This window comes from Azospirillum sp. ST 5-10 (genome assembly GCF_051225715.1).
In the GTDB taxonomy this organism is placed as follows: Bacteria; Pseudomonadota; Alphaproteobacteria; order Azospirillales; family Azospirillaceae; genus Azospirillum.
The window spans coordinates 40,187-63,590 of the sequence record NZ_JBPJSP010000031.1 but is presented as its reverse complement, the minus strand read 5'-3'; the positions used below and the strand labels follow the sequence as shown (position 1 = coordinate 63,590).

The window sequence follows — 23,404 nt, the reverse complement described above, 5'->3', positions numbered from 1 at the left end:
TCACCCCGAAAACGGGGTCCTTATTCCATGCTCATTCACAGACCGCTTGAATCCACTCAATACGTTGCCATCAAGTCCACCGAGCGTCTCACCGACGCCGGCGTCGACCCCTCCGTGGGCAGCGTCGGCGACAGCTACGAGCCCGAAGGGCCAGCGCAGCTACAACGCCTTGGCCGAGACGATCAACGGCCTCTAGAAGACCGAGGTGATCCGGCGCCGCGGACCGTGGCGCACCCTGGAAGCCGTCGAGTTCGCCACCCTAGGAATGGGTGGACTGGTTCAACCACCGGCGCCTCATCGAGCCCATCGGCAACATTCCTCCCGCCGAAGCCGAGGCGCGCTACCATGCTCAAGCCGAGGGCGTCGCCATGGCGGCGTGACCCAAGCAAAATCGCCTCCAACAAACCCGGCGCGGTTCACCTTGAACCGCGCCGGGTTTCTCGGAGGCCCCATTTCCTGAGAGGATGGGGCCATCATGACGAAGCAGACATCACCCAAGAACTCCACCACCTTGACGGACGTGACCTCGACCCCGCGGTGGTCCTGCTCCAAATGGCTGTTTTTGTACTTCGATGTGCGGTGCTCGACGCCGTCCCCGAAGACCTTCTCCAGGGCCGGCCGGTAGCCGGCGTGTTTGTCGGAGGTGACCGTCTCCGGGCGGCCGATCTTGCCGCGACGACGCTGGCGCAGGGTGGCGGGGAGCAAGGGGGCGGTGAGCAAGGGGGCGAGCTTGGCCTCCCACTCCCGCACCGCCTCGTGGGAGAAGACCAGCCCGCGCAGCAGCAGGATCTCGGCGGGATCGCGCAGGCTGAGCTTCCGGCGCAGGCGCCAGAGGACGATCAGGAAGACGACGTCCATGGGCAATTGCAACTGGTTCAGCGCCGTGCCCGTGCGCTCGTTGAACCGCCGCCCGCATCCCCGGCAGCGGAACCGCCGATCGCCGTGCGCGGTCCGGCCCGAGCGTTCGTCGGTCGCGCTCGAAGAGCAGTGTGGGCAGCGCATCAGTCACCTCGTGCAGGACGGTGACCCTCTACGACAGCCCCGCCGTCACCAGCACGCCGAGGCGAACGCTGCCGGAACCCTCGCCCAGGAGGTGCCGGTGCGCCGCCGGCCGCCGGAGTCACCTGGACCAGCCGGCCCGGGCCGATGGCGCGGACGGCGAGCCCACATCAAAAACGCGACTGATTCTCAGCTGCGCCGCACAGCCGGTATCGCGAATGCGAGTCATTTTCAATATTGTGATTTGTGCGGGCTTGAGTATGTTGCGTGCCAACTGCTGCATATGCCCTTCGGGCGGGAAACACGCGTTGGAGGCGTGAAATGGCTGGGACGACTCCGATCAGCACCTTCGGGTCGTTGTCACCGACGAGGAGCCATACTCGATCTGGCCGGTCGATAAGCCGATTCCCGCGGGGTGACGCGGCGAGGGAACGGAGGGACACTAAGGACGAGCGCTCGGCCCACATCGAGCGCGTGTCGACCGACATGCGGCCCTTGAGCCTGCGCAAGGCGCTCGACCTGGGTCGCTGAAGGCCTGCCGGCACGGCGGCCCCTGTGGATCGCCAATCGACGGGGCTGTTCCGGTCCAATATGCGCGAATAACTATCATTTGCAAGAAAACTTTCGCAACGGTGCCGTGTGCCGCGAGGGGGGCGGTGGGACGATGATGAATGAGAAGGGGGGCGCCGATGCGCCCGCGATCGCGTCGATGTGGGGCGGCCTGAAGCACGGCGTGTCCCACGCCGTGCTATTCTGGGCCGCACTTGCCGTGCCGGCGGCGCTAGCCGCCGACGCCACGGCCCAGACGGCCGACACCCCGGCCGGGACGACCGACCGCGCCCAAGCCGCCGCGCCGGGTGCGGACACGCCGCCCGGTGACGCCGAGGGCGCCGTCCCGGCCGCCGGGCAGGAGCCGCTGGTCCTCGACGTGCTGCGGGTCGGCGGTACGCCGCAGTCCCGCTACGACAGCCGCGAGACCGACGTGGCCGGCCGGCTCAACCGCGACATCACCGAGATTCCCCGCACCATCGATGTGGCGCCGGAGCAGTTGCTGCAGGACCAGCACGCCCGCGAGATGGAGGAGGTCTACCGCTACTTCCCCAACGTCGTGAACAACGACGGCTATGGCGGCACGCGCGAGGATTACATCATCCGCGGTTTCCGCCGCCGCGACGACATCTACCGCAACGGCGTGCGTCTGAAGACCAACAGCCGTATCGACCCCAGCACGGTGGAGAGCATCCAGGTCATCAAGGGGCCGGTCGCCGACATCGGCCAGATGACGCCGGGCGGGCTGGTCAACATCACCACCAAGAAGCCGAGCTGGACCGCGCGCAACCGCCTGGAGGCCAACGTCGATTCCCACGGCGAACGGCAGACGATGTTCGACAGCACCGGTCCGCTGTCGGAGAGCTTCGCCTACCGCATCGTGGGGAGCGCCGAGTCGAGCGAGACCTTCCGTGACGACACGCTGGTCCAGCGGCAGTTCCTTGCCCCGAGCCTGAGCTGGGTCGGCGAGAGCGGGGCCAGCGCGACCCTGGGGTACGAGTACAGCCACGACAAGCGGCCGGTCGACCGCGGCCTCATCACCTATCCGACCGCCGGCGGCCAGCGCAGCGTCGTCGACGTCGACCCCTCCACCCGGTACGACGCCAGCTTCACGAATCGCGACTCGACCTATCACCAGGGCGAGCTCGACGTTTCCGTCCCGCTGAGCTCCGACGGCTGGGCGTTGGAGGGCAAGCTGTTCTTCAACAACGAGCGCACCGACGAGATCCACACGGAGGTGCGCGGCATCCAGTCGAACGGGCTGCTGGTCCGCCGGGTCGAGGGCAACGACGACCGCGACCTGAAAACCTTCTTCGGCCGCCTCCAGGCCAGGGGGGAGTTCGACGCGCCGCTGCCGGTCAAGGTCGCCACGGGGTTCGAATACCGGCGGCAGACCGAAAGCTGGATCAACTACGTCGGCGCGAACCAGGTGGGCGGCACCGTGTCGGACCCGCAGAGCTGGCGGCTGGTCGACACCAGCGACGAGCCGACGGGGATGACGGCGCGGCGGGTCGAGCAGACCGATTTCGGGCCCTTCGTCCAGACGGAACTCACGCTGCTGCCGACCCTGACGTTGACGCTGGGCGCCCGCTACGAATTCACCAAGGGCAGCGCGCGCGTGGAGAACCTGCTGGGCTCCGGCACCACGGCCGGCAGCTATCCCGTCGACCGCAACCTGACCAAGTCGGCGGGCGTGATGTGGAAGGCGTTCGAAAACGTCTCCTTCTTCGCCAACTACGCCGACACCTTCCAGCCGCACAATTTCTACAACGGCGACACCGAGGTGTTCCCGGCCGAGGAGGGGCGGCAATACGAGGTCGGCACCAAGATCAATCTGATGGACGACCGTCTGTTCCTGACGGCGGCCGTGTTCGACATCAAGCAGAGCAACGTGGTCGAATCGGTCAACGGCGAGCCGGTGCTCACCGGCGGGCAGCGGTCCCGCGGGGCCGAACTGTCGGTGGTCGCCAACCCGGTGGAGGGCTGGAACATCCGCGCCGCCGTCGGTTACGTCGATGCCGAGATCGACAGCGCCGACGCCGCCATCGACGGCAACCGCCCGACCAACGTGCCCACCCACAACGCCAGCCTGTGGACCAGCTACGAGTTCAAGGACCCGTCGAGCCCACTCGTCGGCCTCGGCCTCGGCCTCGGCGTGACCCTGGTCGGCGACCGCTACGGCGACGCCCAGCACTCCTTCGAGCTGGGCAGCTACACGCTGCTCGACGTCGGCGCCTGGTACTACGTCCCCGTGGGCGACCGGCAGATCCGCCTGGACTTCGGCGTCAAGAACGTGACCGACGAGGAGTATCTGATCGCGTCGGGCGGAACCTACCGGGTGTCGGTCGGGGCACCGCGGACCGTCTACGGCGGCGTCAGCGTTGAGTTCTAGGCGCCACCCGCTGGGGCGGCGCGACCGCCTGCGGCTGTGGGGCGCCTTCTGGGCGCTCCAGGCCGTGCTGCTCGCCCTGGCAGTCGCTGGCCTCGGGACGGAGGCCGGCCTGTTGCTGGCGGTGATGGAGACGGGGTTGAGCGGCAGCGCGCTGACCGCCCATCTCCGCGAACCCCTGGGGACCGGGAGGCGGTGATGCGGCGGCAGGGCTGGCGGGTGTTCCTGATCTCCCTTGGCAACCTGCTGCTCGGGCTGCCGCTGTCGCTGGCCGTCGTCTCCGGCCTGTGCGCGCTGGCCGGGGTGGCCGGCGTCGCGCGTGTCCACATCGTGATGGTGGCCGGCCCGGTGGCCTGGACGTGCCTGTGGTTCGTCACGCTCTGGGTCGCCGGCCCGCTGCCGGACCGTCCGCGCAACAGCCGGTGAGACAAGGCCATGCCGAGTCAGTCGACCTCCGCCCGCCTGCTCTCGATCCACCGGCTGCTCAGCCTGGTGTTCTGCCTGCTGATCTCGTGGTCGCTGTGGACGGGGCTGTTGGCCTTCTACGCCGACTTTGTCCGCCCCTGGACGATGCCGGGCTTGGCGGAGGCCGCCGGACGGCCACCGCCCACGGTGGTGGAGGCGCTGGGCGCGGTGGCGGCCCGCCACGCCCTCGGCACCGAATGGACCATGATGGCGCCGACGCCGCTGCGCGACTTCTACATTTTCTCCGGCCGCTTCGGAGACGGGCGACCGCTGACCAACCTGATGGTGAACCCGGCGACCGACGTCATGGCGCCGTGGAACAGCGTGCTGACGGATTCCCTGTTCCGCCGCATCCACACCGACCTGCTGCTGCCGAAGCCCTTCGGCCGCTTCCTCATGGGGCTCGCCGGCATCCTGATCGTCCTGCTCGTCGGCACCGGCCTGTTCATCCACGGCAAGGTGATCGTCGAGGCATGGAGCTGGCGCCGGCGGTCCCGCCTGATCGACCTCAGCGACGCCCACAAGCGCTTCGGCTTTTGGCTGATTCCTTATCTGTTCCTGATGGGGGCGAGTGGCGGCATCCTCGGGCTCAAGGTGGCGAGCCAGCCTCTGGACGCGCTGCTGCAGGCGGGTGGCAGTGCCGAGGCGGCCCGGACCCTGCTCGGCGAGGATGGCGAGGACGGCGAGGACGGCGCCATCGGCCGGAGCGTCACCGCCACCGTGCCGGGCGGCTTGGCCCTGTGCGTCGACCGCTTCGCCCAGCGGTTCCCCGACAGCCGCATCGGCCGACTGCAGCGGCACGACGACCGGCTGACGGTCGAGGGCGTTCCCCGCGGCCGGCTGACCTGGGCCGGAGAGGGGGCCGGCAGCCTGCGGGCCGAGTGCGACCTTGCCGACGGCACGATCGGCACCGTGCGCGACTCCCGTGACGGCGGCTGGGGCGGCGTGGTGGAGAGCGCGCTGCGGCCTCTCCACTACGCCCGGTTCGGCGGCACCGGGACCGTGCTGGTCTATTGCCTCCTCGGCGTGCTCTGCCTGTGGATCGTCGATTCCGGCATGAAGCTCCTGTGGCTGCGCGCGGAGAAGGAGGAGCGGCGGGGGGCGGACCGGCTCCCCGTCTCCCGCCGGCTGTTTCAGGCCAACAACGCGCTTTACCTGCTGCTGCCGCTGTTGCTGCTGGCGGACAACCTGCTGAGCGGGACGACCCATGGCGGGGTGGCGTTCGCCCTGTCGGCGGTGGCCGTCCTGTTCTACCTGCTGCCCTGGCTGGACGGCATCCGGCCGGCGGTCGAGCGCGGGCTGTTGCTGGCCCTGGCCGCCGCCTACGCCGGGCTGCCGCTGCTGCGCCTGGCCATCCATCCCGGCGCACCCTGGCTGGGGGTGGCCTCGGTGATGGTGGTCGACGCGACAGCCCTTCTGATGGCGGGCTGGCTCGTCGCCGTCGCCGCCGGACGCGCCCGGCGGAGCGGGACCGTTCCCCAGGGTGAAGCGGCATGAACCGCGGCGCGATGTCCTTGGGCGGCATCCTGCGGGTTTCGTCGGCGTTCGCGCCGTCCTTGGGGGAGGCTGCGGAGGGCACAGGATGAGCGAGGCGGATGACACGGCGGCGAGCATGCCGCGCAGGGCGGCCCGGTCCCGGCAGCGGTTCAACGGCCACGGCCACGCTCGTTGACTCAGATCAAGGCCGGCCCCCCGTCGGCGCGCTACGGTTCGCAAGCGTTCCGTTCCGGTGCGCGAGCGTTCCGTCACCCCGCGCTGGCGCCCGGCCGGCGACGGGGCGTGCGGGCGGCGTCCGGGCGGAGGAAAGCCCGGCCCCCTGCCGCCGACGTTCCTTCCTGCGGAACGGCCGCCAGCCGCCTCGTCCGCGGGCGGGCGCGCCGGCGGCGCTTCACCGCGAAAAGGGCGACACATGACCGTAGCTCTTCGGGATCAGGACATGGCCACCTTCAGAAACGGCGACCGCGTCCATCACGTCGAGGTCTCCGTCCGGCCGTTCCGGTACCGGGTGGACACCAGCCGGATCTACACGGTGGAACGGGTGGCGACGGCGCCGGACGGCAACACGCTGCTGGTCTGCGGCCCACTGGTCATCCCCGCCCATTGTGCGGTCCGCTGCACCGAAAACGCGCGGTGACGCGGCCCGCCACCGCGGCGCCGGCGGTTTCGACTGGAACGGCGACCGCCGGCCACGCCACGGCCACGACACCGTCGTCTGCGAGTTGCACGTCCGCGGCGTCACCCGGCGCGCCAACTCCGGCGTGGCGGCGGAGCGGCGCGGCACCTTCGCCGGCCTGATCGACAAGATCCCCGACCTGCGGGACCTCGGCGTCGCCGTCGTCGAGCTGATGCCGGTCTTCCGTGCGCGGCGATGGCGGCGTCACCCGGCTGACGCGCGGCTCGCCGGCAGCGACGGCCTGTTCCCCGACACCCGCGAGGACGCCCACCACGCCTTCCCGGCGCCGTCCGCGACAGCCCCGCCGACGTCGTGCCGCCCGCGCCGCCGGCCGCTCAGCGCGACAGCAGCACCGGTCCGCCGGCGTTGGCGACGACGTGCTCGGTGACGCCGCCCAGCACCATCTCGCGCAGCCGGGCATGCCCGTAGGCGCCCATCACCAGCAGGTCGGCGCGATGCGCGCGCACCTGGGCGAGGATGGCGGCCGGCGCCTCGGCGGTCGCGGCGAAGTTGATCAGCGCCTCGGCGCGCACCCCGTGCCGGCCGAGATGGTCGAGAACGTGACGGTCGGGCGCCTCGTGCTGGCCGGGCGGCCGCACCTCCAGGACGATGACCCGGCCGGCGTGGACGAGCAGCGGCAGCGCGTCGCGCAGCGCCCCGGCGGCCTCCTTCCGGCCGTTCCAGGCGACCACCACCGTATCCAGGCCGAACGGCCGCCCCCAGCCCTCCGGCACCGCCAGCACCGGGGCGCCGGCCGCCAGCACCAGGGACGACAGCTCCGGGCGCGACAGCACGCCCGCCGCCGCCGCGGGATCGCCGGTGGCGACGGCGACGAGATCGGCGTAGGCGCTGTGGCGGGCCAGCCGCTCCGCCGCCGGCCCCCGCCCGCTGATCCAGTCGCAGGCGACGGCCTCGCCGCTGCAATGGGCGACGAACGCCGCCTCGCGCTCGTCGGCGGTGCGCCGCGCCGCCCCCGACGGGGCCGGCTCGGGCGGGACGTAGAGGCCGATCAGGCGGGCGGCCGACGGCCGCGCCACCGCGACGGCGGCGGCCAGCGCCGGTGACGCCGCGAGGTCGTCGCCGACCAGGACGAGAATCGAGGTGATGGTCATGATCGCACCTCCCCTGGCTTGGCCCCTGGTTTGGCCCCTGGTTTGGCCCCTGATTTGGCGCCGGCTTCAGCGCGCGGGCGGCGGCGCGTCGAGCGCCCGGACGGCGGCCCGCAGCGCCGCCTCGATGGGCATGGCGAGCCCCATGGTCGTGCCGAACCCGCGGGCCCGGACGACGGCGCGGTTGATGCCGACCACCTCGCCCCGCAGATTGACCAGCGCGCCGCCGGAACTGCCGGGCGCCGTCGCCGCGTCGGTGCGGATGAGAGGGCCCGTCCCGCCGTCCCCGTCCTCGTCCTCGCCGCCGCCGATCCCGCCGACCACGCCCAGCGTGACCGTCGTGCCGAGCCCGAAGGGGTTGCCGAAGGCGACGACGTAGTCGCCGGCGCGCAGGGAGTCCGACGTCCCGATCGCCGCGGCCGTCAGGCCGCCGGCCGGCACGCCGATCACCGCGACGTCGGCGGCCGCATCGGCGCCCAGCACCCGGCCGGCCACCGGCGCGCCGCCGTCGAGGACGACGGTGATCGCCTCGGCGCCCTCGACCACGTGGCGCGACGTCAGGACGAGGCCGCGCGCGGCGTCGAAGACGACGCCGGCCCCGGCCACCCGGACGGCGAACTCGTCGGGGTCCGGCTCGTCGGGCAGGCCGAGCAGACGACGGATGCGGGGATCGCGGAGCAGCTCCGCGTCCTCGTCCGGCAGGTGGCCGCGCACGACGATGTCGACCATCGCCGGCCGCACCCGGGCAACCATGGGGGCCAGGGTCGGCATGTCGCCGCCGGGCGCCGGTCCGCCGGCGCACGCACCCAGCCACCCCGCCGCCAGCAGCCCGAGGAACGTCGGCCGCCACGCCATGCTCCCCTCCCCCGCCGCGTTCGCCGCCGCGCCCGGCTCAGGCGGACACCCGCCACATCTCGCGGATCTCGCGGGGCAACGCCTGGACGACCTTGCGGATCTCGCCCTCGGACAGGTGGCCCGCCAGCAGGTCGAACACCGCGCCGGTCACCGCCTCGGGATCGGCCTCGGGGTAGCCGCGCAGTTCCGCCATGACGTGGTCGTAGAACTCGTCGAGATGGTGGAAGCGCAGCGGCGTGCGGGCCGGTTGCCATCCCTCGTAGTAGAAGCCGCGCACCAGCATCGGCAGTTCCGCCGCGACATGCACCGCCAGCTCCGGCTCCAGCCGGTCGCGCAGCGCGTGCAGCACGGCGCGCAGCGCCAGATAGGCGAAGCGGCGGTCGTCGCGGTCGAGCCGCCGCATCAGGTCCTTCAGCCAGCCGTTGGTCAGCTGGACGGTCTCGTCGAAGACGGGAAGGCCGTTGGCGCTCATGATCGCCTCCTCCTGGGCTTGGACTTCGACGGCCATCGTAGGCGTCGTCCGGCGGCGCGGCGTTGACCCAGGTTAAGCCGGGCGGGCGCGCCGGCCCGGCTTAACCTGGGTTAGTGCCGCCGCGCCGGCGTTCCCCGATCCTGACGGCAGGGCGGCAACGCAACGGAGGCACCCAGCCATGCCCGGTCGGAGGCCGAGACCCGATCCCTTCGACGAGCGGGGCCAGCTCCGCGGCGATTGGACGGCGCGCATCCGCAGACGGCTGGACGGTGGCGGCGGCGAGCCCCTCGAGGAGCAATGCCGCCGGCTGTCCGGAACGGTGGGGGTCCGCTGGGAGGCGCTGTGGGCGCTGCTGATGTGGAACACCGGGGTATCCGCCGGGGCGGCGGATCGGCTGCGCCGCTGGATCGTCCAGGGCATGCCGCTGGAGCCGCCCGTCGCCCGGCCCGGGCGCCGTGCCCGCCGCCCCGCGACGCCGCCACAGGACCGGGCCGCAGGACCGGGAGGAGATGCCATGCACCCGTCCAGAGGGGACCGCGAAACCGCGGGACTGATCGCCCTGCCGCTCGGCATGGAGGGGACGCTGAGCGTGCCGACGGACGCCGCCGGCATCGTGCTGTTCGCCCACGGCAGCGGGTCGAGCCGCTTCAGCCCGCGCAACCGCGTCGTCGCCGCCGGCCTCAACGCCGCCGGTTTCGGGACGCTGCTGTTCGACCTCCTCAGCCGTGACGAGGAGGAGAGCCGCGCCACCGTCTTCGACGTCGACCTCCTGGCCGAGCGGCTGGCGCTGATCACGGCGTGGCTGGCCCAGCGCGACGGCGCCGGCCGCCCGCTCGGCTATTTCGGGGCGAGCACCGGCGCCGCCGCGGCCCTGGTGGCGTCGACCATGGCCGGCCCCGACATCACCGCCATCGTGTCGCGCGGCGGCCGGCCGGACCTCGCCGGCGACGCCCTGCCGCTGGTGACCGCGCCGACGCTGCTGATCGTCGGCGGCGCCGACGAGGTCGTCCTCGACCTCAACGAGGACGCCGCCCGGCGGCTGCGCTGCCCCCACGAGCTGCGCGTCGTCCCCGGAGCCACGCACCTGTTCGAGGAGCCGGGCGCCCTCGACGCCGTCACCGCGCTCGCCGTCGCCTGGTACCGTCGCCATCTCGCGCCCCCCGCCGCCCGGCCCCGGTGAGCCGGCGACCCGCGCCCCCGACGAAGGAATTGAGCCATGGTTGCCAAGGACGTGCGTTTCTCCGCCTCCGCCCGCGCGCGGATGCTGCGCGGCATCGACATCCTGGCCGACGCGGTGAAGGTGACGCTCGGCCCGAGGGGTCGCAACGTGCTGGTCGAACGGCCGTTCGGCGCGCCCCGCACCACCAAGGACGGCGTCAGCGTCGCCAGGGAGATCGACCTGGCCGACCGGTTCGAGAACATGGGCGCGCAGATGGTGCGCGAGGTGGCGACGAGGACCAGCGCCGAGGCCGGCGACGGCACCACCACCGCGACCATCCTCGCCCAGGCCATGCTGCGCGAAGGGGAGAAGGCGGTGGCCGCCGGCATGAACCCGATGGACCTGAAGCGCGGCATCGACATGGCCGCCGCGGCGGTGGCCGCCGACCTGAAGGCCCGGGCGCGCACCCTGACCACCGCCGCGGAGATCGCCCAGGTCGCGACCATCTCGGCCAACGGCGAGGGGGAGATCGGCGACATCCTCGCCCGGGCCATGGCCCGGGTGGGCCACGAGGGCGTCATCACCGTCGAGGAGGCGCGCGGGCTGGCCACCGAACTGGACGTGGTCGAGGGGCTGCGGTTCGACCGCGGCTACGTCTCCCCCTACTTCGTCACCGACGCCCAGACGATGGTGGCCGAGCTGGAGGACGCCTACATCCTCGTCCACGAGCAGCGGCTCGGCGCGCTCCAGGCCCTGCTGCCGCTGCTCGAAGCCGTGGTGCAGGCCGACCGGCCGCTGCTGGTGGTCGCCGAGGAGGTCGAGGGCGAGGCGCTGGCCACCCTCGTCGTCAACAGGCTGCGCGGCGGCCTCAAGGTGGTGGCGGTGAAGGCGCCGGGCTTCGGCGACCGCCGCAAGGCCATGCTGCAGGACATCGCCACCGTCACCGGCGGCCAGCTGGTGGCGCAGGAGCTGGGAACCACGCTGGAGACCGTCACCCTGGACGCGCTGGGCCGTGCCCGGCGCGTCCGCGTCGACAAGGACAGCACGACCATCATCGACGGCGGCGGCAGCCCCGAGGCGATCCAGGCGCGCTGCGCGCAGATCCGCCAGCAGATCGCCGAGGCGACCTCCGACCACGACCGGGAGACGCTGCAGGAGCGGCTGGCCAAGCTGGGCGGCGGCGTGGCGGTGGTCCGTGTCGGCGGCGCCACCGAGGTCGAGGTCAAGGAGCGCAAGGACCGGGTCGAGGACGCCGTGCACGCCACCCGCGCGGCGGTCGAGGAAGGCATCCTGCCCGGCGGCGGCGTCGCCCTCCTCTATGCCGCCCCGGCCCTGGCGGCGCTGCGGCCGGCCAACCGCGAGCAGCGGGTCGGCATCGACATCGTGCGGCGCGCCCTGCAGGCGCCGGTGCGCCAGATCGCCGCCAACGCAGGGGTCGACGGATCGGTGGTGGTGGGCAGGCTGCTCGACCGCGGCGATCCCGCCTGGGGCTACGACGCGCAGAACGACGCCTACGGCGACATGTTCGCCATGGGCATCGTCGATCCCACCAAGGTGGTGCGGATCGCCCTGCAGGACGCCGCCTCGGTGGCCGGCATGCTGATCACCACCGAGGTCATGGTGGCGGAGCGGCCGGCGGACGGCACGGCAGCGCCGGACGACGCCGACGAGAGCGCCGGCCGGGCCGACGGCTGACGGGCGCATGCCGCCGCCGCGTCGGCACCGTGGGGACCGACGCCACCTTCCGCCGCCTCCGGCGCCCGGCCGTGTCCCGCGGCCGGGTGGAGGCGCCGGCGGGTCGTGAGCGGGACGGGGCGGAGCGTGCCCCGAGCGAGCGCCTTCAGTGCAGCGGCAACCCGCCGCCCGGCGATAACATGTCGAGTCCGGTCAGGGTGACGAGGACCGCCGCCTTCCGGATGGCGTCGGCCTTGGCCATCCCGGCGTGACGGGCGATCAACGCCTCCGCCATCAGGTCGAGCGCGACGGCGTCGCCGTAGCGCGTCGCCGACAGGCGGTAGGTGTCCATCGCCGCCCCGATGTCGTCCGTCGTCAGATCTTTCAGCATGAGGGCCAGTCCCTGAATTGCCGGCACCGTCAAATATAGGACGGCGGCGAACCCGACGTTCCCTGATCCAGGTCAGGAGTCCCGCGTCGTCCCAACTTTGGCACGGCTGCCGACAATGCCGGGGATCCAAGCGGCGGCGGGCGGCTGGATTGATCTGCTTCAATGACCGAGGGGCGGGAGCGGTGTTGGCTGGGCCGATGACCATCATCGCGGCGATCACCTCCCCGTCCCGCCAGTCGACCTGGATCGCCAGCGACACCCTGCTGATCGCCGGCAGCATGCGGCAGTTCGGACGCCCGAAATGGGTGGTCCGCCCGCCGTGGGCGGCCGGCGTGGCCGGGCATCTGCGCACCATCAACCTGATCGAGGATGCGGCCGACGAATTCTTCGGCGGGCTGGCCGACGGTCCCGCCGGGGTGTCGGAGTTCACGCGGCGCCTGCGCCAGAGGCTGAAGGCCGAGGAGTACCGCGGAACCGAGGAAGGACCGGGCCCCCTCGACTTCGGGCAGGCGATCCTCCTCGCCCGCCCCGACGGGGTGTGGGCGGTGGGCTGCGACTTCTCGATCATGCCGGTGCCGGCGGATCATCTCGCCGCCGAGGGCACCGGCCGGGAGTACGCGGTGGGCGCCGCCTTCGCGCTGGCGACCCACGCCGCATTGTCCCGGCGCGAACGCCTCGCCGTCGCGGTGGAGACCGCGATGGCCTTCGACATCGGCTGCGGTGGCGAGGTGTGGCTGCACGAGCTGGCGTGACACCGCGGCGGCGCCCCCGGTTCCCACGCCCCATCTTCCCACGCTCCACCTCCCCACGCACGGTCGCCGCAGCGGCTCGCGCGCGACGGGCAGCCGGCCGCACGGGCACCGCTCCCGGCCGATTTTCCCCGTGCGTTCGGCCCGCGACGGGATTAGTGGTTAGCACCGGATCGGGTGCATGGGGGATCGGGCATGCCGCGGGACCGACGACGGGGGCAGCGCTGCGCGGCGTGGTTGCTGGCGTGCCTGGCGGCCGCCGGCGCATCGCCGCCGGGGGCGGTGTCGGCGCAGCAGCGCCTTCCGGGTTCGGTCGAGCCGGGGCGCCTGCCGGAGCGCCTGCCGCCCCGGCCGGAGCCGCCGCCGCCTCCCGCCATCGTCGCACCGCCGATCCCCGAGTCCGTCCCCCCGGCACAGGCCCGGCAGATCACCTTCCGCCTCCAGGAGGTCGTGGTCGACGGCGCGACGGTCTACGCGGACGGCGAGCTCGCCGCTCTGTACGCCGACACCATCGGCAAGGTGGTGAGCCTGGCGGTCGTCTACCGCATCGCCGACACCATCACCGCGCGCTACCGCAGCGACGGCTACATCCTCTCGCGCGCCGTGGTGCCGGCGCAGCGGATCGCCGACGGGATCGTGCACATCCGCGTCGTCGAGGGCTTCGTCGACAGCGTGACGGTGCAGGGGAAGGACGATCCGACGATCCGCGCCTACGCGGAGCCGATCGCCCGATCCCGGCCGCTCACCGCCGGCGTCCTGGAACGCGCCCTCCTGCTCATCAACGACCTGCCGGGAGTGCGGGCCCGCGCCGTGCTGACGCCGGCGGCCGGCGTCCTCGGCGGGTCGGACCTCGCCATCATCACCAGCCACACCCCCGTCGACGCGGCGCTGGACGTCGACAACCGCGGATCGGAATTCGTCGGCCGTCTCCAGCTGTTCGCCCGGGCCGCCCTGAACGACGTCAGCGGCCGCTCCGACCGGATCGAGGCGCGCATCGTCACGACGCCGCTGGAGGGAAACGAGCTCCGCTACCTCGACGGCAGCTACACGCTGCCGGTCGGCGCCGCCGGCACGCGGGTGTCGCTCTTCTTCTCCGCCAACGAGTCCCGTCCCGGCGGTTCGCTCAACACCGATGTCCTGCGCACCGAGACCAGGGGCACCGCGGTGACGGCGCGGGTGAGCCACCCGCTGGTCCGCAGCCGCCGCGAGACCCTGACCGTCGACGCCTCGTTCGAGGTGCGGAACGCCCTGGTCGACCAGTACGCCCTGCCGTCGCGCACCCGGCTGGTCAGCTCCTACGAGGACCGCATCCGCGCCATCCGGGCCGGCGTCAGCTACGACCTGACCGACGCCTGGAACGGCACCAACCTCGTCCGGGTCGAACTCAGCCGCGGCCTGCCGATCCTCGGGGCGTCCGACGACGGAGCCGACATCGACACCTCGCGGCCGGGCGGCCGCACCGCCTTCACCAAGCTCACCGTCGACGCCTTCCGGCTGCAGGAACTGGACGGGCTGGCCGACGGGCTGCGGCTGCTCGCCGCCGCGTCCGCGGGATGGGCGTTCGGCGACCAGCTTCTCGCGTCCGAGCAGTTCGGCGTCGGCGGCAGTCCGTTCGGTCGCGGCTACGACCCGTCGGAACTCACCGGCGATTACGGAGCCGCCGCCAAGATCGAGCTGCAGTACGACTTCCGGATCGGCGCGGGGCCCGGCTGGCCGTCGCTGCAGGCCTACGGCTTCTACGACTTCGGCGTCGTCGCCGACGAGGATCCGGAAGCCCTGAACCAGAGCGACGGGACGCGCTCCCTGGCCTCCGCCGGCCTCGGCATCCGTTCGCGGATCACCGATTGGCTGCACGCCAACCTGGAGCTGGCAAAGCCGCTCACCCGCGGCGTGAGCGCCAACGCCGACTCGTCGGACGCCAAGGCGGCGCGGCTGTATTTCGGGCTGTCCGCCCGGATGTGACGGACCGCCCGATGCCGACGAAAGCCCGGGCTTTCATCAACCGCCGCGCGACCTCATATAGAACGGGGTCGTCGTGGCAGCGGAAGGAGAACGCCCGCCGTGATGCGCATCATCTGGTCGGGGCTGTGGCCCCCGCGCGCCGCCGCCGCCGCCGCCGTGGTCGCCGGATCGGCCGCTCTCGCCGGCTGCGCCACGCCCGCCACCTCCGTCGCCCCGGCCGCCCTGTCCGCCCCTGCCCGGCCGGGCGGCGGACCGGCCATCCGGCCAGCCGCATTCGCGGTGCCGGAAACCCGCCTCACCGGTCCCTCGCCGGCCCCGCAATGGACCCGCCTGCTCGCCCGCCACAACCACGCCCTGGACACGCCGGAAACGGTTCCGGCGGCATGGCGCCGCATGGTCGAGGATCTCCGCGGCCTCGAGCTGCCGGCCAAGCTCGAACGTGCCAACGCCCTGATCAACCGGCTTCCCTACGTGCCGTCGGAGCGCAAGTGGGGGCGGCGGGACTACTGGGAAACCCCGTTCGAGTTCATCGCCGGCAGCGGACAATGCCAGGACTTCGCCGCCACCAAATACCTGCTGCTGCGGGCCGCCGGCGTGCCGGAGGACCGCCTGCGCCTGGCCGTCGTCCAGGACCACCGGACCGGCGTGGCGCACGCCATCGTCGTCGCCCTCGTCGATGACCAGGCCCTCGTCCTCGACAACCAGATCGACGGCGTCGTCCCGACCGCCGCGGTCGGCCACTACGAACCGCTGTATGCCCTGGGCGAGACCGGCTGGTGGCTGTACGACTCCGGCCGGCATCAGGCGCGCGGCGCGGCCGCCTTCGACCGCACCGCGCTCGCCGACCTCTCCTGAGCGGGCCGCCGTCCCGCGTCAGTCTTCGAGATCCCGGCAGTCGTCCTCGTCCTCCGCCCTGTCCCGATCGCCGGCGCAGACCAGGGCCGCCGGCGCCTCGGGCACCGTCTCGCTGCCGTCGAGGACGGCATTGGCAAACCCGTTGGCCCGGTCGCCGGCATAGTCGGCGCCGAACGGGGAGATCCAGTCGGAGAGGCCGGGCACCAGCGTTTCGTCGCCGCCCGCCAGGGGAACCGCCCCCGCCCCAACGCCCAGCACCGGCGCGGACACGGACGCCGTGTCGATCCCCGCCGGCAGACCCGCGGGCGAGCCCGCCTGCAGGCTGGCCGGAACGGGATCGCTCACGACGGCCACCGGTTTCTCGGTGACCACGAGCCGCCCGTTGACGTAGCTGATGACATAGTTGAGCGCCGTGGCGCCGCCGGGAACGATGAGATAGGTGCCGGCCCGGGAATCGGTGCCGGCGGTCACCGTCAGCGTGAGGCCGGTCACCTCGGACGGGGTGTCGGCGCCGCGCAGCCCGACATAGATCGCCGTCAACGGCGGCATCGGATCGCCCGCCGTCTTGGCGGCGTCCGCGGCGATGATGGTCAGCGGCGCGGCGGCGACGTCGGCGGTGAGGCCGCTCGGCTGCACCAGGATGTAGTTGCCGGCGTCGGCACCACCCAGCACCAGCCCGGTCACCGTCACCGGCTTCGCCGTGCCGACGTTCTTGTCGGCCAGGGTCGCCCGGTAGCTGCGGTCGTCCAGCGCGATCCGGTCGGCGCCGAGCACGCCGGACAGCACCGCGCCGCCGGTCGACAGGGTCGCCGTCGTTGTGGCGTCGTAGACCTTGCCGTTCGCGGTGATGCCGGAGACGGTCACCGTGGCCGGCGTGATCGCCGCCCGCAGGCCGCTCGGCTGGGTCAGCACGTAGTTGCCGCCGTCGGGGCCGGTCAGCACCAGGCCGGCAACGGTCACCGTCTTGCCCGTCCCGACGGTCTTGTCGGCGAAGCGGGCCGTGGCGCCGCCGGCGTCCAGGCCCACCCGGTCGCCGCCGTAAACGCCCGACAGCGAGGCGCCGCCGGTCGCCAGCGTGGCGGCCGTGCCGGCATCGTAGACCTTGTCGTTGGCGACGATGCCGCCCACCGTCAGCGGCGCCGGCGTGATCGTCACCGTCAGGCCGCCGGGCTGCGCCAGCACGTAGTTGCCGCCGTCGGGGCCGGTCAGCACCAGGCCGGCAACGGTCACCCCCTTGCCCGTGCCGACGCCCTTGTCGGCGACACGCGCATCGGCACGGCCGGCGTCGAGCGTCACGCTGTCGCCGGGCAGCACCCCCAGCAGGGTCGCCCCGCCGGTGTCGAGGGTGACGGCGGTGGTGGCGTCGTAGGTGCGGTCGTTGGTGCGTACCCCGGTCACCGCCGCCGGCGCCGCGGTGATCGTCGCGGTCAGGCCGGACGGCTGGGTCAGCACGTAGTTGCCGCCGTCCGCCCCGGACAGCAGCAGGCCGGTGACCGTAACCCTCTTGCCCGCAGCCACGTCCTTGTCGGCGAACCGGGCGGCGGCGCCGCTGGTGTCGAGGGCCACGGCGTCGCCGGGGAGCACGCCGGACAGCGCCGCGCCGCCGGTCGCCAGAGTCGCCGCGGTGGTGCGGTCGTACACCTTGTCGTTCACCGTGACGCCGGTCACCGCCAGGGGCGCCGGGGTGATCGCGGCGGTCAGACCCGAGGGCTGAGCGACCAGCGCGTAGTTGGCGCCGTCGGCGCCGCCGGGGACGAGGCCGCTCACGGTGACGGGTTTGCCCGTGCCGACGGTCTTGTCCGCAAAGCTGGCGGTGGCGCCGCTGAGATCGAGGGACACGGCGTCGCCGGGGAGCACGCCGGACAGCGCCGCGCTGCCGGTCGACAGAGTCGCCGCGGTGGTGCGGTCGTAGACCTTGTCGTTGGCAGTCACGCCGCTCACCGTCAGCGGCGCCGGGGTGATCGTCGCGGTCAGGCCGGCCGGCTGGGCCAGCGCATAGTTGCCACCGTCGGCGCCGCCCAGGGCGAAGCCGGCGGCGGTCACGGGTTTGCCCGCACCCGCGTCCTTGTCGGTGAAGCTGGCGGTGGTGCCGCTGACGTCGAGGGACACGGCGTCGCCGGCGAAGACGCCCGACAGCGTTGCCGCACCCGTCGAGAGCGTCGCCGCGGTGGTGCGGTCGTACACCTTGTCGTTGGCGATGACGCCGGTGACGGTCACCGGCGCCGGAGTGATGTCCGCGGTCAGGCCGGACGGCTGGGCGACCAACGTGTAGTTGGCGCCGTCGGCGCCGCCGGGGACGAGGCCGCTCACGGTGACGGATTTGCCCGTGCCGACGGTCTTGTCCGCAAAGCTGGCGGTGACACCGCTGGTGTCGAGGGACACGGCGTCGCCGGCCAGCACGCCGGAGAGGGTGGCGCCGCCGGTCGACAGAGTCGCCGCGGTGCCGCGGTCGTAGACCTTGTCGTCGGCCGCCACCCCCGCCACCGTCAGCGGAGCGGGGGTGATCGTGGCGGTCAGTCCGGTCGGCTGGGACAGCGCGTAGTTGCCACCGTCGGCGCCGCTCAGGGCGAAGCCGGCGGCGGTCACGGGTTTGCCCGTACCCGCGTCCTTGTCGGCGAAGCTGGCGGCGGTGCCGCTGACGTCGAGGGACACGGTGTCGCCGGCGAAGACGCCCGACAGCGTTGCCGCACCCGTCGAGAGCGTCGCCGCGGTGGTGCGGTCATACACTTTGTCGATGGCCGTCACGCCACTCACCGTCACCGGGGCGGGCGTGATCGCGGCGGTCAGTCCGGTCGGCTGGGCCAGCGCGTAGTTGCCGCCGTCGGCGCCGCCCACGGCGAAGCCGGCGGCGGTGACAGGCTTGCTGACGCCAACTCGCTTGTCGGCGAAGCTGGCGGTGGTGCTGCTCACGTTGAGGGTGACGGCGTCCCCGGCCAGCACGCCGGACAGCGCGGCGCCGTCGGTCGCCAGGGTGGCCGTGGTGGTGCGGTCGTAGACCTTGTCGTTGACGGTCACGCCGCTCACCGTCAGCGGGGCGGGCGTGATCGTGGCGGTCAGTCCGGTCGGCTGGGCCAGCGCATAGTTGCCACCGTCGGTGCCGCCCAAGGCGAAGCCGGCGGCGGTCACAGGTTTGCCCACACCCGCGTTCTTGTCGGTGAAGCTGGCGGTGGTGCCGCTGACGTCGAGGGACACAGTGTCCCCGGCGAGCACGCCCGAGAGGGTGGCGCCGCCGGTCGCCAGAGTCGCCGCGGTGCTGCGGTCGTAGACCTTGTCGTTGGCGGTCACGCCGCTCACCGTCAGCGGCGCCGGGGTGATCGTCGCGGTCAGGCCGGCCGGCTGGGACAGCGCGTAGTTGCCGCCGTCGGCGCCGCCCAGGGCGAAGCCGGCGGCGGTCACGGGTTTGCCCGCACCCGCGTCCTTGTCGGCGAAGCTGGCGGCGGTGCCGCTGACGTCGAGGGACACGGCGTCGCCGGCGAGCACGCCCGACAGCGTTGCCGCACCCGTCGAGAGCGTCGCCACGGTGGTGCGGTCGTACACCTTGTCGTTGGCCGTCACCCCGCTCACGCTGAGCGGGGCCGGCGTGATCGCGGCGGTCAGGCCGGCCGGCTGGGCCAGCGTGTAGTTGCCGCCGTCGGCGCCTCCCAGGCCGAGGCCGCTGACGGTCACCGCCTTGCCGGCGCCCACCGTCCGGTCGGCGAAGGCCGCGGTGCTGCCGCCGGTGTCGAGGGTCACGACGTCGGTGCCGATCACGCCGGCGAACACGGCGCCACCGGTCGTCAGCGTCGCCGCGGTGGTGCGGTCGTACACCTTGTCGTTGGCGGTCACGCCGCTCACCGTCAGCGGCGCCGGCGTGATCGTGCCGACCGCCCCGCTGGCGGTGGCGCTGGAGAGCGTGTAGTTGCCGCTGTCCGCGCCGGAAATGACCAGGCCGTCGGCGCTGACGGTCTTGCCCGTACCGGCGGCCTTGCTGTCGTAGCGGCCGGCGGCGGGCGTGGCGAGGACCACCGTGTCGCCGGCCAGCACGCCGGGCAGCCCGTAGTTCGCGGCGGTCAGGCTGGCCGCGGTGCCGCCGTCGTAGACCTTGCTCACGGTGCCGACCAGCGACGCCGTCAGCGGCTTCGGCGTCACCGTCAGCCCGGCCGCGCTGGTGAAGGTGCCGACCGCATAGCCGTTGATCCCGGCGACGCTGCCCTGGGCGATGGCCACGGGGTACGGCGCTCCGGCCACGTCGGCCGTTGCCGCGGTGCCGGGGGAGGTCAGCAGCGGATTCCCGCTGAACGCCGTCGCCGCGGTGTCGCCGCGAAAAGCGCCGGGTATCCCCGGCTCCAGGCCGCTGAGGCCATACGACGCCTGGAGGGCCGCGGAGCCGTCGTCGCCATAGGTCTTGCTGGAGTCGGTCGCGACGAAGGAGACCGTCGGCTGGCTGCCGATCAGGTAGCGGTTGCCGCTCTGGCTCACCGCCGCCGGCGCGAGCGTGCCGTAGGTGGCGTTCCACACCGCGGAGTTGGCGCTGTCCAGACCGCCGAACACCGCCCCGGCCGTGTCGCGGGTGTAGACCAGCCAGCGGCCGGCGGGCGCCGACAGGGCGCCGGCGCCGGCATTGTTGACGAAATCCTCGGCCGGCGCGACGACGATGGCGGTGCCTGCAGCGGCGGCACGAACCGGCGCGTTCAGCGTCAGGTCTCCGGCCAGCGTGCGCAGGGTGCTGCTGCCACCGGTGATTCCGTCGACCCCGGCCACCGTGCCGACCGCCAGCGCGTCGGCGTTGGTGAGCTTGACGGCACCGGACGTGTCGCCGGCGACGGTGGTGACGCGATTGTTGACGTCCGTCGAGAAGTCGAAGCTGCCGGTGCCGCGCAGGAGCAGACCCGGCGCCGTGATCGCACCGCTCTGGGTGACCGCGCCGTCGCCCGACAGGGTCAGGCCGTCGAACGCGGTCAGGGCGGCGACGTCGTAGCCCCCACGGCCGTAGAAGGTGATGGCGCGGGCCGTGCCCGACAGATGCGCCACGGCGTTGCCGGTGTCGTCGAGGACGTAGGTCCCGGCGCCGCCGTTCAGGGTCAGGGTGTCGGCCGTCGCGCTGAGCGGGCCGCTCTGGGTCACCGTCCCGTCGGTGGTGAAGGTGATGCCGCCGGCGCCCGTCGCCGTCAGTCCGGCGACGTCGAACCCGGCGAGGCCGAGAAACCTGAGATCGGCCACGGTCCCGGTCAGGTGGGCGACGGCGTTGTCTTCCGAGGCCAGGTCGAACTTGGCGCCGGCGCCGTTCAGGGCCAGGGTGCCCGCGGTGATGGTGCCGTTGCCGGTCACGGTTCCGCCGGCGATGCCGGTGAGCGTGACGGTGTCGGTGGTCGTCAGGTCGCCGAGTTGAAGGTTGTGGCCGCTCAGCGCGATCGTGCCGCCGCCGGCCGTGACGTCCGGGTTTCCCTTCACGTCGCCCACCGCGTTGGCGATGGTGACCGCGCCGCCGCCGCTGTTGACGGTGCGGACGGAGAAGTCGCCGACATAGGCATCACCGCCGCCGCCGAATCCGCCGGTGGTGATGCTGACGGCACCGCCGCCGGTGGCGATGGTGCGGCCCGACGACATGGTGAAGCTGGCCTGGCCGGCGATCCGGTCCGCCGCCTCGGCTGCTCCGTCGTTCACCGTCGCCGTGAAGGAGCCGCCGTTGGTCGTGACGCTCTGGTTCAGGACGATGCTGCGCCCGGCGTTCATGGTCAGGTCGATGCCGGCGCTCGCGAAGAGGATGGGGGCATTGACCGTGATGTCGGTGTTGGCCTGCAGGGTGACGTTGGAGGTGGCGGCGTTGATCGTCGCGACGTCGATGGTCACGTCCGTGCTCGGCGTCGTCGCGAACGCAGCGACGTCGGACAGCGCGGCGGAACCGCTGAAGCCCACCGTGATGTTGCGCGGATCGAGCAGCCAGTCGCCGGTCCTGCCCCGCGGGGCGCGGGTGTCGACACGCGCTCCTTCGGCGACCCGCAGGCTCAGCTTGCCCGAGGTCTCGACGAAGCCGCCGTCGCCGCCCGCGGCACCGCCGCGCGCCGTGACGGCACCGGCGAACTCCGTCCGCCCGTCCGCCCAGACCACCGCCGTGCCACCGTCGCCGCGGACCGTCGCGTCCGCGGCGATGGCGGCGCCGGCGGACACGGTGGTCGTCCGCGCGTTGGGCTCCGGCCCGGCGCCGCGGGCGCCGCCGCCGACCAGGGCGGTGCCGCCGCCGGCGGCGCCGGAGACGTCGATGCGGCTGCCGCCGCCGAGCGCCACGACGCCGCCCAGCACCTTGACCGTCCCCCCGGTCGCGCCGGCAGCGGCACCGGAGGCGTCCAGCGTGCCGTCGACCTGGACGGCGCCGTCGCCGCCGCTGAGGACGATCTCGCCGCCGACCACGGCGGCGGCCCGCGCCTCGATCACCCCCGACATGTCGATGGCCCGGTCCACCAGGCCCTTGACGGTGTCGGCACGCAGCAGCACGACGCCGCCGTCGGCCAGGATGCGGCCGCCGTTGGCCACCGCCGCGGCGAGGGGCCGGCCGTCGGGGCCGAACGCTTGGGCCAGGACCTCGTCGCCGACCACCAGTTCGACCAGGCCGTCGCCGTTCAGGTCCAGGGTGAAGCGGCTGCCCGACGCCAGTTCGACCCGGCCGAGCCGGGCCGCGATCAGCCCGGAGTTGGCAACTCCCGGCGCCACCAGCGCGGCCAGCCCGTGCTCGGCCACCGTAATCGTGCCGTCGTTGACGACGGCGGCGCCGGGGCGCCCCGGCCGGTCGAAGTCGAGGCGCCCGCCGGCCATGAAGCGGTCGATGGCCTCCGGCGACAGGGTCGCCGTGGTCGCGGCGATCCCGGCGACGTCGACGTGGGCGCCCGGCCCGAACCAGACGCCGTTCGGGTTGGCCAGGACGACCCGGCCGTTGGAGGCGAGCGTGCCGAAGATCTCCGACGGCGCCGGCCCCACCACCTGCTGCACGGACACCGAACCGGTGCCGGGCTGACGGATGTCGGTGCGGTTGCCGGCGCCGATCGAGAAGCTGTCCCAGTTGATGACCGCGCGATCGCTGTGCTGGATGATCTCCAGCCCGGTCGCGTCCGGCTGGCCGATCGTGGCGCTGCCGGCGACGACGTTGCCGCCGCTGGGAAGGGTTTGTGCCACCACCTCCGGCACGACGGCCGCCGCCGAGCCGCCGACGGCCATCGCCGCCAGCAGGGCGAAGGTGCGTTGGCACGAAGCGGCGTGCGCCGGATGCCGCCGCCCGCTGCGGTCTCGTTCGGACCGGTTCCGGTGGATCATGGCGTTGCCTCCGTGGCCTGCCGGCGACCGGCGGGCGCCGCGCGGGGCGGCGGCCCACGCGCCCGGGATGCCGCGGCGGCCAGGAGCGCGCCTGACGCTCCGCCCGCGGCGCCGTCGTCGCACATTCACCCTGATACCATTCAAATGATATCGATCACCGACCCGGCTGGCATTGAGGTGCGTCAACCGCATCGGTACCGGCCCGGCATTTCGGCAATCTTCCCGATACGCGATGCCGGGCGCCTCGACCCGGAAGACGAGCGGGCCGGCCGGTCATGCACGCCATGGCCGATCGTTCGGGGCGTCCGGGCGATGGGAG

The 23,404-nt window shown here is 72.9% G+C and carries 17 protein-coding genes and 2 pseudogenes; 13 read left to right on the top strand and 6 right to left on the bottom strand.

Annotation, left to right across the window (positions count from 1 at the left end; translation table 11 throughout):
- Positions 1-30: 30 nt before the first annotated feature.
- A pseudogene (locus tag ACSBPG_RS26020) lies at positions 31-380 on the top strand (integrase core domain-containing protein); the annotation flags it as partial.
- Here ACSBPG_RS26020 and ACSBPG_RS26015 read toward each other — a convergent pair.
- Positions 295-1,002 carry an IS1/IS1595 family N-terminal zinc-binding domain-containing protein gene (locus ACSBPG_RS26015; RefSeq protein ID WP_435540150.1) on the bottom strand — a complete coding sequence of 236 codons (708 nt, stop codon included), beginning with the start codon at positions 1,000-1,002 and terminating at the stop codon, positions 295-297. The pseudogene ACSBPG_RS26020 and the gene ACSBPG_RS26015 sit on opposite strands and share 86 nt — an antisense overlap.
- A gap of 365 nt (positions 1,003-1,367) precedes the next feature.
- Here ACSBPG_RS26015 and ACSBPG_RS26010 point away from each other — a divergent pair.
- The 7 genes and pseudogenes from ACSBPG_RS26010 to ACSBPG_RS25980 all read left to right on the top strand — a co-directional run.
- Positions 1,368-1,418: pseudogene (locus tag ACSBPG_RS26010) on the top strand (hypothetical protein); the annotation flags it as partial.
- 245 nt (positions 1,419-1,663) lie between these two features.
- Positions 1,664-3,940: a TonB-dependent receptor gene (locus tag ACSBPG_RS26005; RefSeq protein WP_435540149.1), complete on the top strand. Its 2,277-nt coding sequence runs from the start codon at positions 1,664-1,666 to the stop codon at positions 3,938-3,940.
- Positions 3,930-4,136, top strand: a complete 207-nt coding sequence (locus tag ACSBPG_RS26000; protein ID WP_435540148.1) for a hypothetical protein — start codon at positions 3,930-3,932, stop codon at positions 4,134-4,136. The genes ACSBPG_RS26005 and ACSBPG_RS26000 overlap by 11 nt, the downstream gene beginning before the upstream one ends.
- Complete coding sequence (locus ACSBPG_RS25995) at positions 4,136-4,363, top strand: hypothetical protein (RefSeq protein ID WP_435540147.1); 228 nt, start codon at positions 4,136-4,138, stop codon at positions 4,361-4,363. Before ACSBPG_RS26000 ends, ACSBPG_RS25995 begins: the two co-directional genes overlap by 1 nt.
- Before the next feature lie 9 nt (positions 4,364-4,372).
- Complete coding sequence (locus ACSBPG_RS25990; RefSeq protein WP_435540146.1) at positions 4,373-5,899, top strand: PepSY-associated TM helix domain-containing protein; 1,527 nt, start codon at positions 4,373-4,375, stop codon at positions 5,897-5,899.
- 439 nt (positions 5,900-6,338) lie between these two features.
- Entirely contained in the window at positions 6,339-6,536 is a 198-nt protein-coding gene (locus ACSBPG_RS25985; protein WP_435540145.1) for a hypothetical protein, read from the top strand.
- Positions 6,505-6,963 (top strand): hypothetical protein, encoded by a 459-nt coding sequence (locus ACSBPG_RS25980; protein WP_435540144.1) that lies wholly within the window; start codon positions 6,505-6,507, stop codon positions 6,961-6,963. The genes ACSBPG_RS25985 and ACSBPG_RS25980 overlap by 32 nt, the downstream gene beginning before the upstream one ends.
- Here ACSBPG_RS25980 and ACSBPG_RS25975 read toward each other — a convergent pair.
- From ACSBPG_RS25975 to ACSBPG_RS25965, 3 genes are all read right to left on the bottom strand, one after another.
- On the bottom strand, positions 6,911-7,687 hold the full coding sequence (locus ACSBPG_RS25975) for a universal stress protein (protein WP_435540143.1): 777 nt from the start codon (positions 7,685-7,687) through the stop codon (positions 6,911-6,913). The genes ACSBPG_RS25980 and ACSBPG_RS25975 overlap by 53 nt on opposite strands.
- Positions 7,688-7,753: 66 nt before the next feature.
- Positions 7,754-8,539, bottom strand: coding sequence for a S1C family serine protease (locus ACSBPG_RS25970; RefSeq protein WP_435540142.1), 786 nt, complete (start codon positions 8,537-8,539; stop codon positions 7,754-7,756).
- Between the two features lie 37 nt (positions 8,540-8,576).
- Positions 8,577-9,047 carry a DUF2267 domain-containing protein gene (locus tag ACSBPG_RS25965; protein WP_435540141.1) on the bottom strand — a complete coding sequence of 157 codons (471 nt, stop codon included), beginning with the start codon at positions 9,045-9,047 and terminating at the stop codon, positions 8,577-8,579.
- Between the two features lie 142 nt (positions 9,048-9,189).
- On the opposite strand from ACSBPG_RS25965, the gene ACSBPG_RS25960 reads away from it, so the two are divergent.
- Together ACSBPG_RS25960 and groL are read left to right on the top strand one after the other, a co-directional pair.
- Positions 9,190-10,191 (top strand): dienelactone hydrolase family protein, encoded by a 1,002-nt coding sequence (locus ACSBPG_RS25960; RefSeq protein WP_435540140.1) that lies wholly within the window; start codon positions 9,190-9,192, stop codon positions 10,189-10,191.
- 36 nt (positions 10,192-10,227) lie between these two features.
- A complete protein-coding gene (groL, locus tag ACSBPG_RS25955; protein ID WP_435540139.1) occupies positions 10,228-11,865 on the top strand; it encodes a chaperonin GroEL in 1,638 nt (545 codons plus the stop codon).
- 145 nt (positions 11,866-12,010) lie between these two features.
- Here the strand turns inward: groL and ACSBPG_RS25950 are convergent, their stop codons facing one another.
- Complete coding sequence (locus ACSBPG_RS25950) at positions 12,011-12,235, bottom strand: hypothetical protein (protein WP_435540138.1); 225 nt, start codon at positions 12,233-12,235, stop codon at positions 12,011-12,013.
- A 197-nt stretch (positions 12,236-12,432) separates the two neighbouring features.
- On the opposite strand from ACSBPG_RS25950, the gene ACSBPG_RS25945 reads away from it, so the two are divergent.
- From ACSBPG_RS25945 to ACSBPG_RS25935, 3 genes are all read left to right on the top strand, one after another.
- Positions 12,433-12,987, top strand: a complete 555-nt coding sequence (locus ACSBPG_RS25945; RefSeq protein ID WP_435540137.1) for a hypothetical protein — start codon at positions 12,433-12,435, stop codon at positions 12,985-12,987.
- A gap of 192 nt (positions 12,988-13,179) precedes the next feature.
- Positions 13,180-14,946 (top strand): ShlB/FhaC/HecB family hemolysin secretion/activation protein, encoded by a 1,767-nt coding sequence (locus ACSBPG_RS25940; protein WP_435540136.1) that lies wholly within the window; start codon positions 13,180-13,182, stop codon positions 14,944-14,946.
- Positions 14,947-15,048: 102 nt separating this feature from the next.
- A complete protein-coding gene (locus tag ACSBPG_RS25935) occupies positions 15,049-15,801 on the top strand; it encodes a transglutaminase-like cysteine peptidase (protein ID WP_435540158.1) in 753 nt (250 codons plus the stop codon).
- An 18-nt stretch (positions 15,802-15,819) separates the two neighbouring features.
- Here the strand turns inward: ACSBPG_RS25935 and ACSBPG_RS25930 are convergent, their stop codons facing one another.
- On the bottom strand, positions 15,820-23,085 hold the full coding sequence (locus tag ACSBPG_RS25930) for a YDG domain-containing protein (protein ID WP_435540135.1): 7,266 nt from the start codon (positions 23,083-23,085) through the stop codon (positions 15,820-15,822).
- Positions 23,086-23,404 lie beyond the last annotated feature (319 nt).

What these genes read in the sequence shown, in the direction of transcription:
- ACSBPG_RS26015 (WP_435540150.1), bottom strand. Translation starts at nt 1,002, where the DNA reads ATGCGCTGCCCACACTGCTCTTCGAGCGCGACCGACGAACGCTCGGGC.
- ACSBPG_RS26005 (WP_435540149.1), top strand. Translation starts at nt 1,664, where the DNA reads ATGATGAATGAGAAGGGGGGCGCCGATGCGCCCGCGATCGCGTCGATG.
- ACSBPG_RS25995 (WP_435540147.1), top strand. Translation starts at nt 4,136, where the DNA reads ATGCGGCGGCAGGGCTGGCGGGTGTTCCTGATCTCCCTTGGCAACCTG.
- ACSBPG_RS25990 (WP_435540146.1), top strand. Translation starts at nt 4,373, where the DNA reads ATGCCGAGTCAGTCGACCTCCGCCCGCCTGCTCTCGATCCACCGGCTG.
- ACSBPG_RS25985 (WP_435540145.1), top strand. Translation starts at nt 6,339, where the DNA reads ATGGCCACCTTCAGAAACGGCGACCGCGTCCATCACGTCGAGGTCTCC.
- ACSBPG_RS25975 (WP_435540143.1), bottom strand. Translation starts at nt 7,687, where the DNA reads ATGACCATCACCTCGATTCTCGTCCTGGTCGGCGACGACCTCGCGGCG.
- ACSBPG_RS25970 (WP_435540142.1), bottom strand. Translation starts at nt 8,539, where the DNA reads ATGGCGTGGCGGCCGACGTTCCTCGGGCTGCTGGCGGCGGGGTGGCTG.
- ACSBPG_RS25965 (WP_435540141.1), bottom strand. Translation starts at nt 9,047, where the DNA reads ATGGCCGTCGAAGTCCAAGCCCAGGAGGAGGCGATCATGAGCGCCAAC.
- ACSBPG_RS25960 (WP_435540140.1), top strand. Translation starts at nt 9,190, where the DNA reads ATGCCCGGTCGGAGGCCGAGACCCGATCCCTTCGACGAGCGGGGCCAG.
- groL (WP_435540139.1), top strand. Translation starts at nt 10,228, where the DNA reads ATGGTTGCCAAGGACGTGCGTTTCTCCGCCTCCGCCCGCGCGCGGATG.
- ACSBPG_RS25950 (WP_435540138.1), bottom strand. Translation starts at nt 12,235, where the DNA reads ATGCTGAAAGATCTGACGACGGACGACATCGGGGCGGCGATGGACACC.
- ACSBPG_RS25945 (WP_435540137.1), top strand. Translation starts at nt 12,433, where the DNA reads ATGACCATCATCGCGGCGATCACCTCCCCGTCCCGCCAGTCGACCTGG.
- ACSBPG_RS25940 (WP_435540136.1), top strand. Translation starts at nt 13,180, where the DNA reads ATGCCGCGGGACCGACGACGGGGGCAGCGCTGCGCGGCGTGGTTGCTG.
- ACSBPG_RS25935 (WP_435540158.1), top strand. Translation starts at nt 15,049, where the DNA reads ATGCGCATCATCTGGTCGGGGCTGTGGCCCCCGCGCGCCGCCGCCGCC.
- ACSBPG_RS25930 (WP_435540135.1), bottom strand. Translation starts at nt 23,085, where the DNA reads ATGATCCACCGGAACCGGTCCGAACGAGACCGCAGCGGGCGGCGGCAT.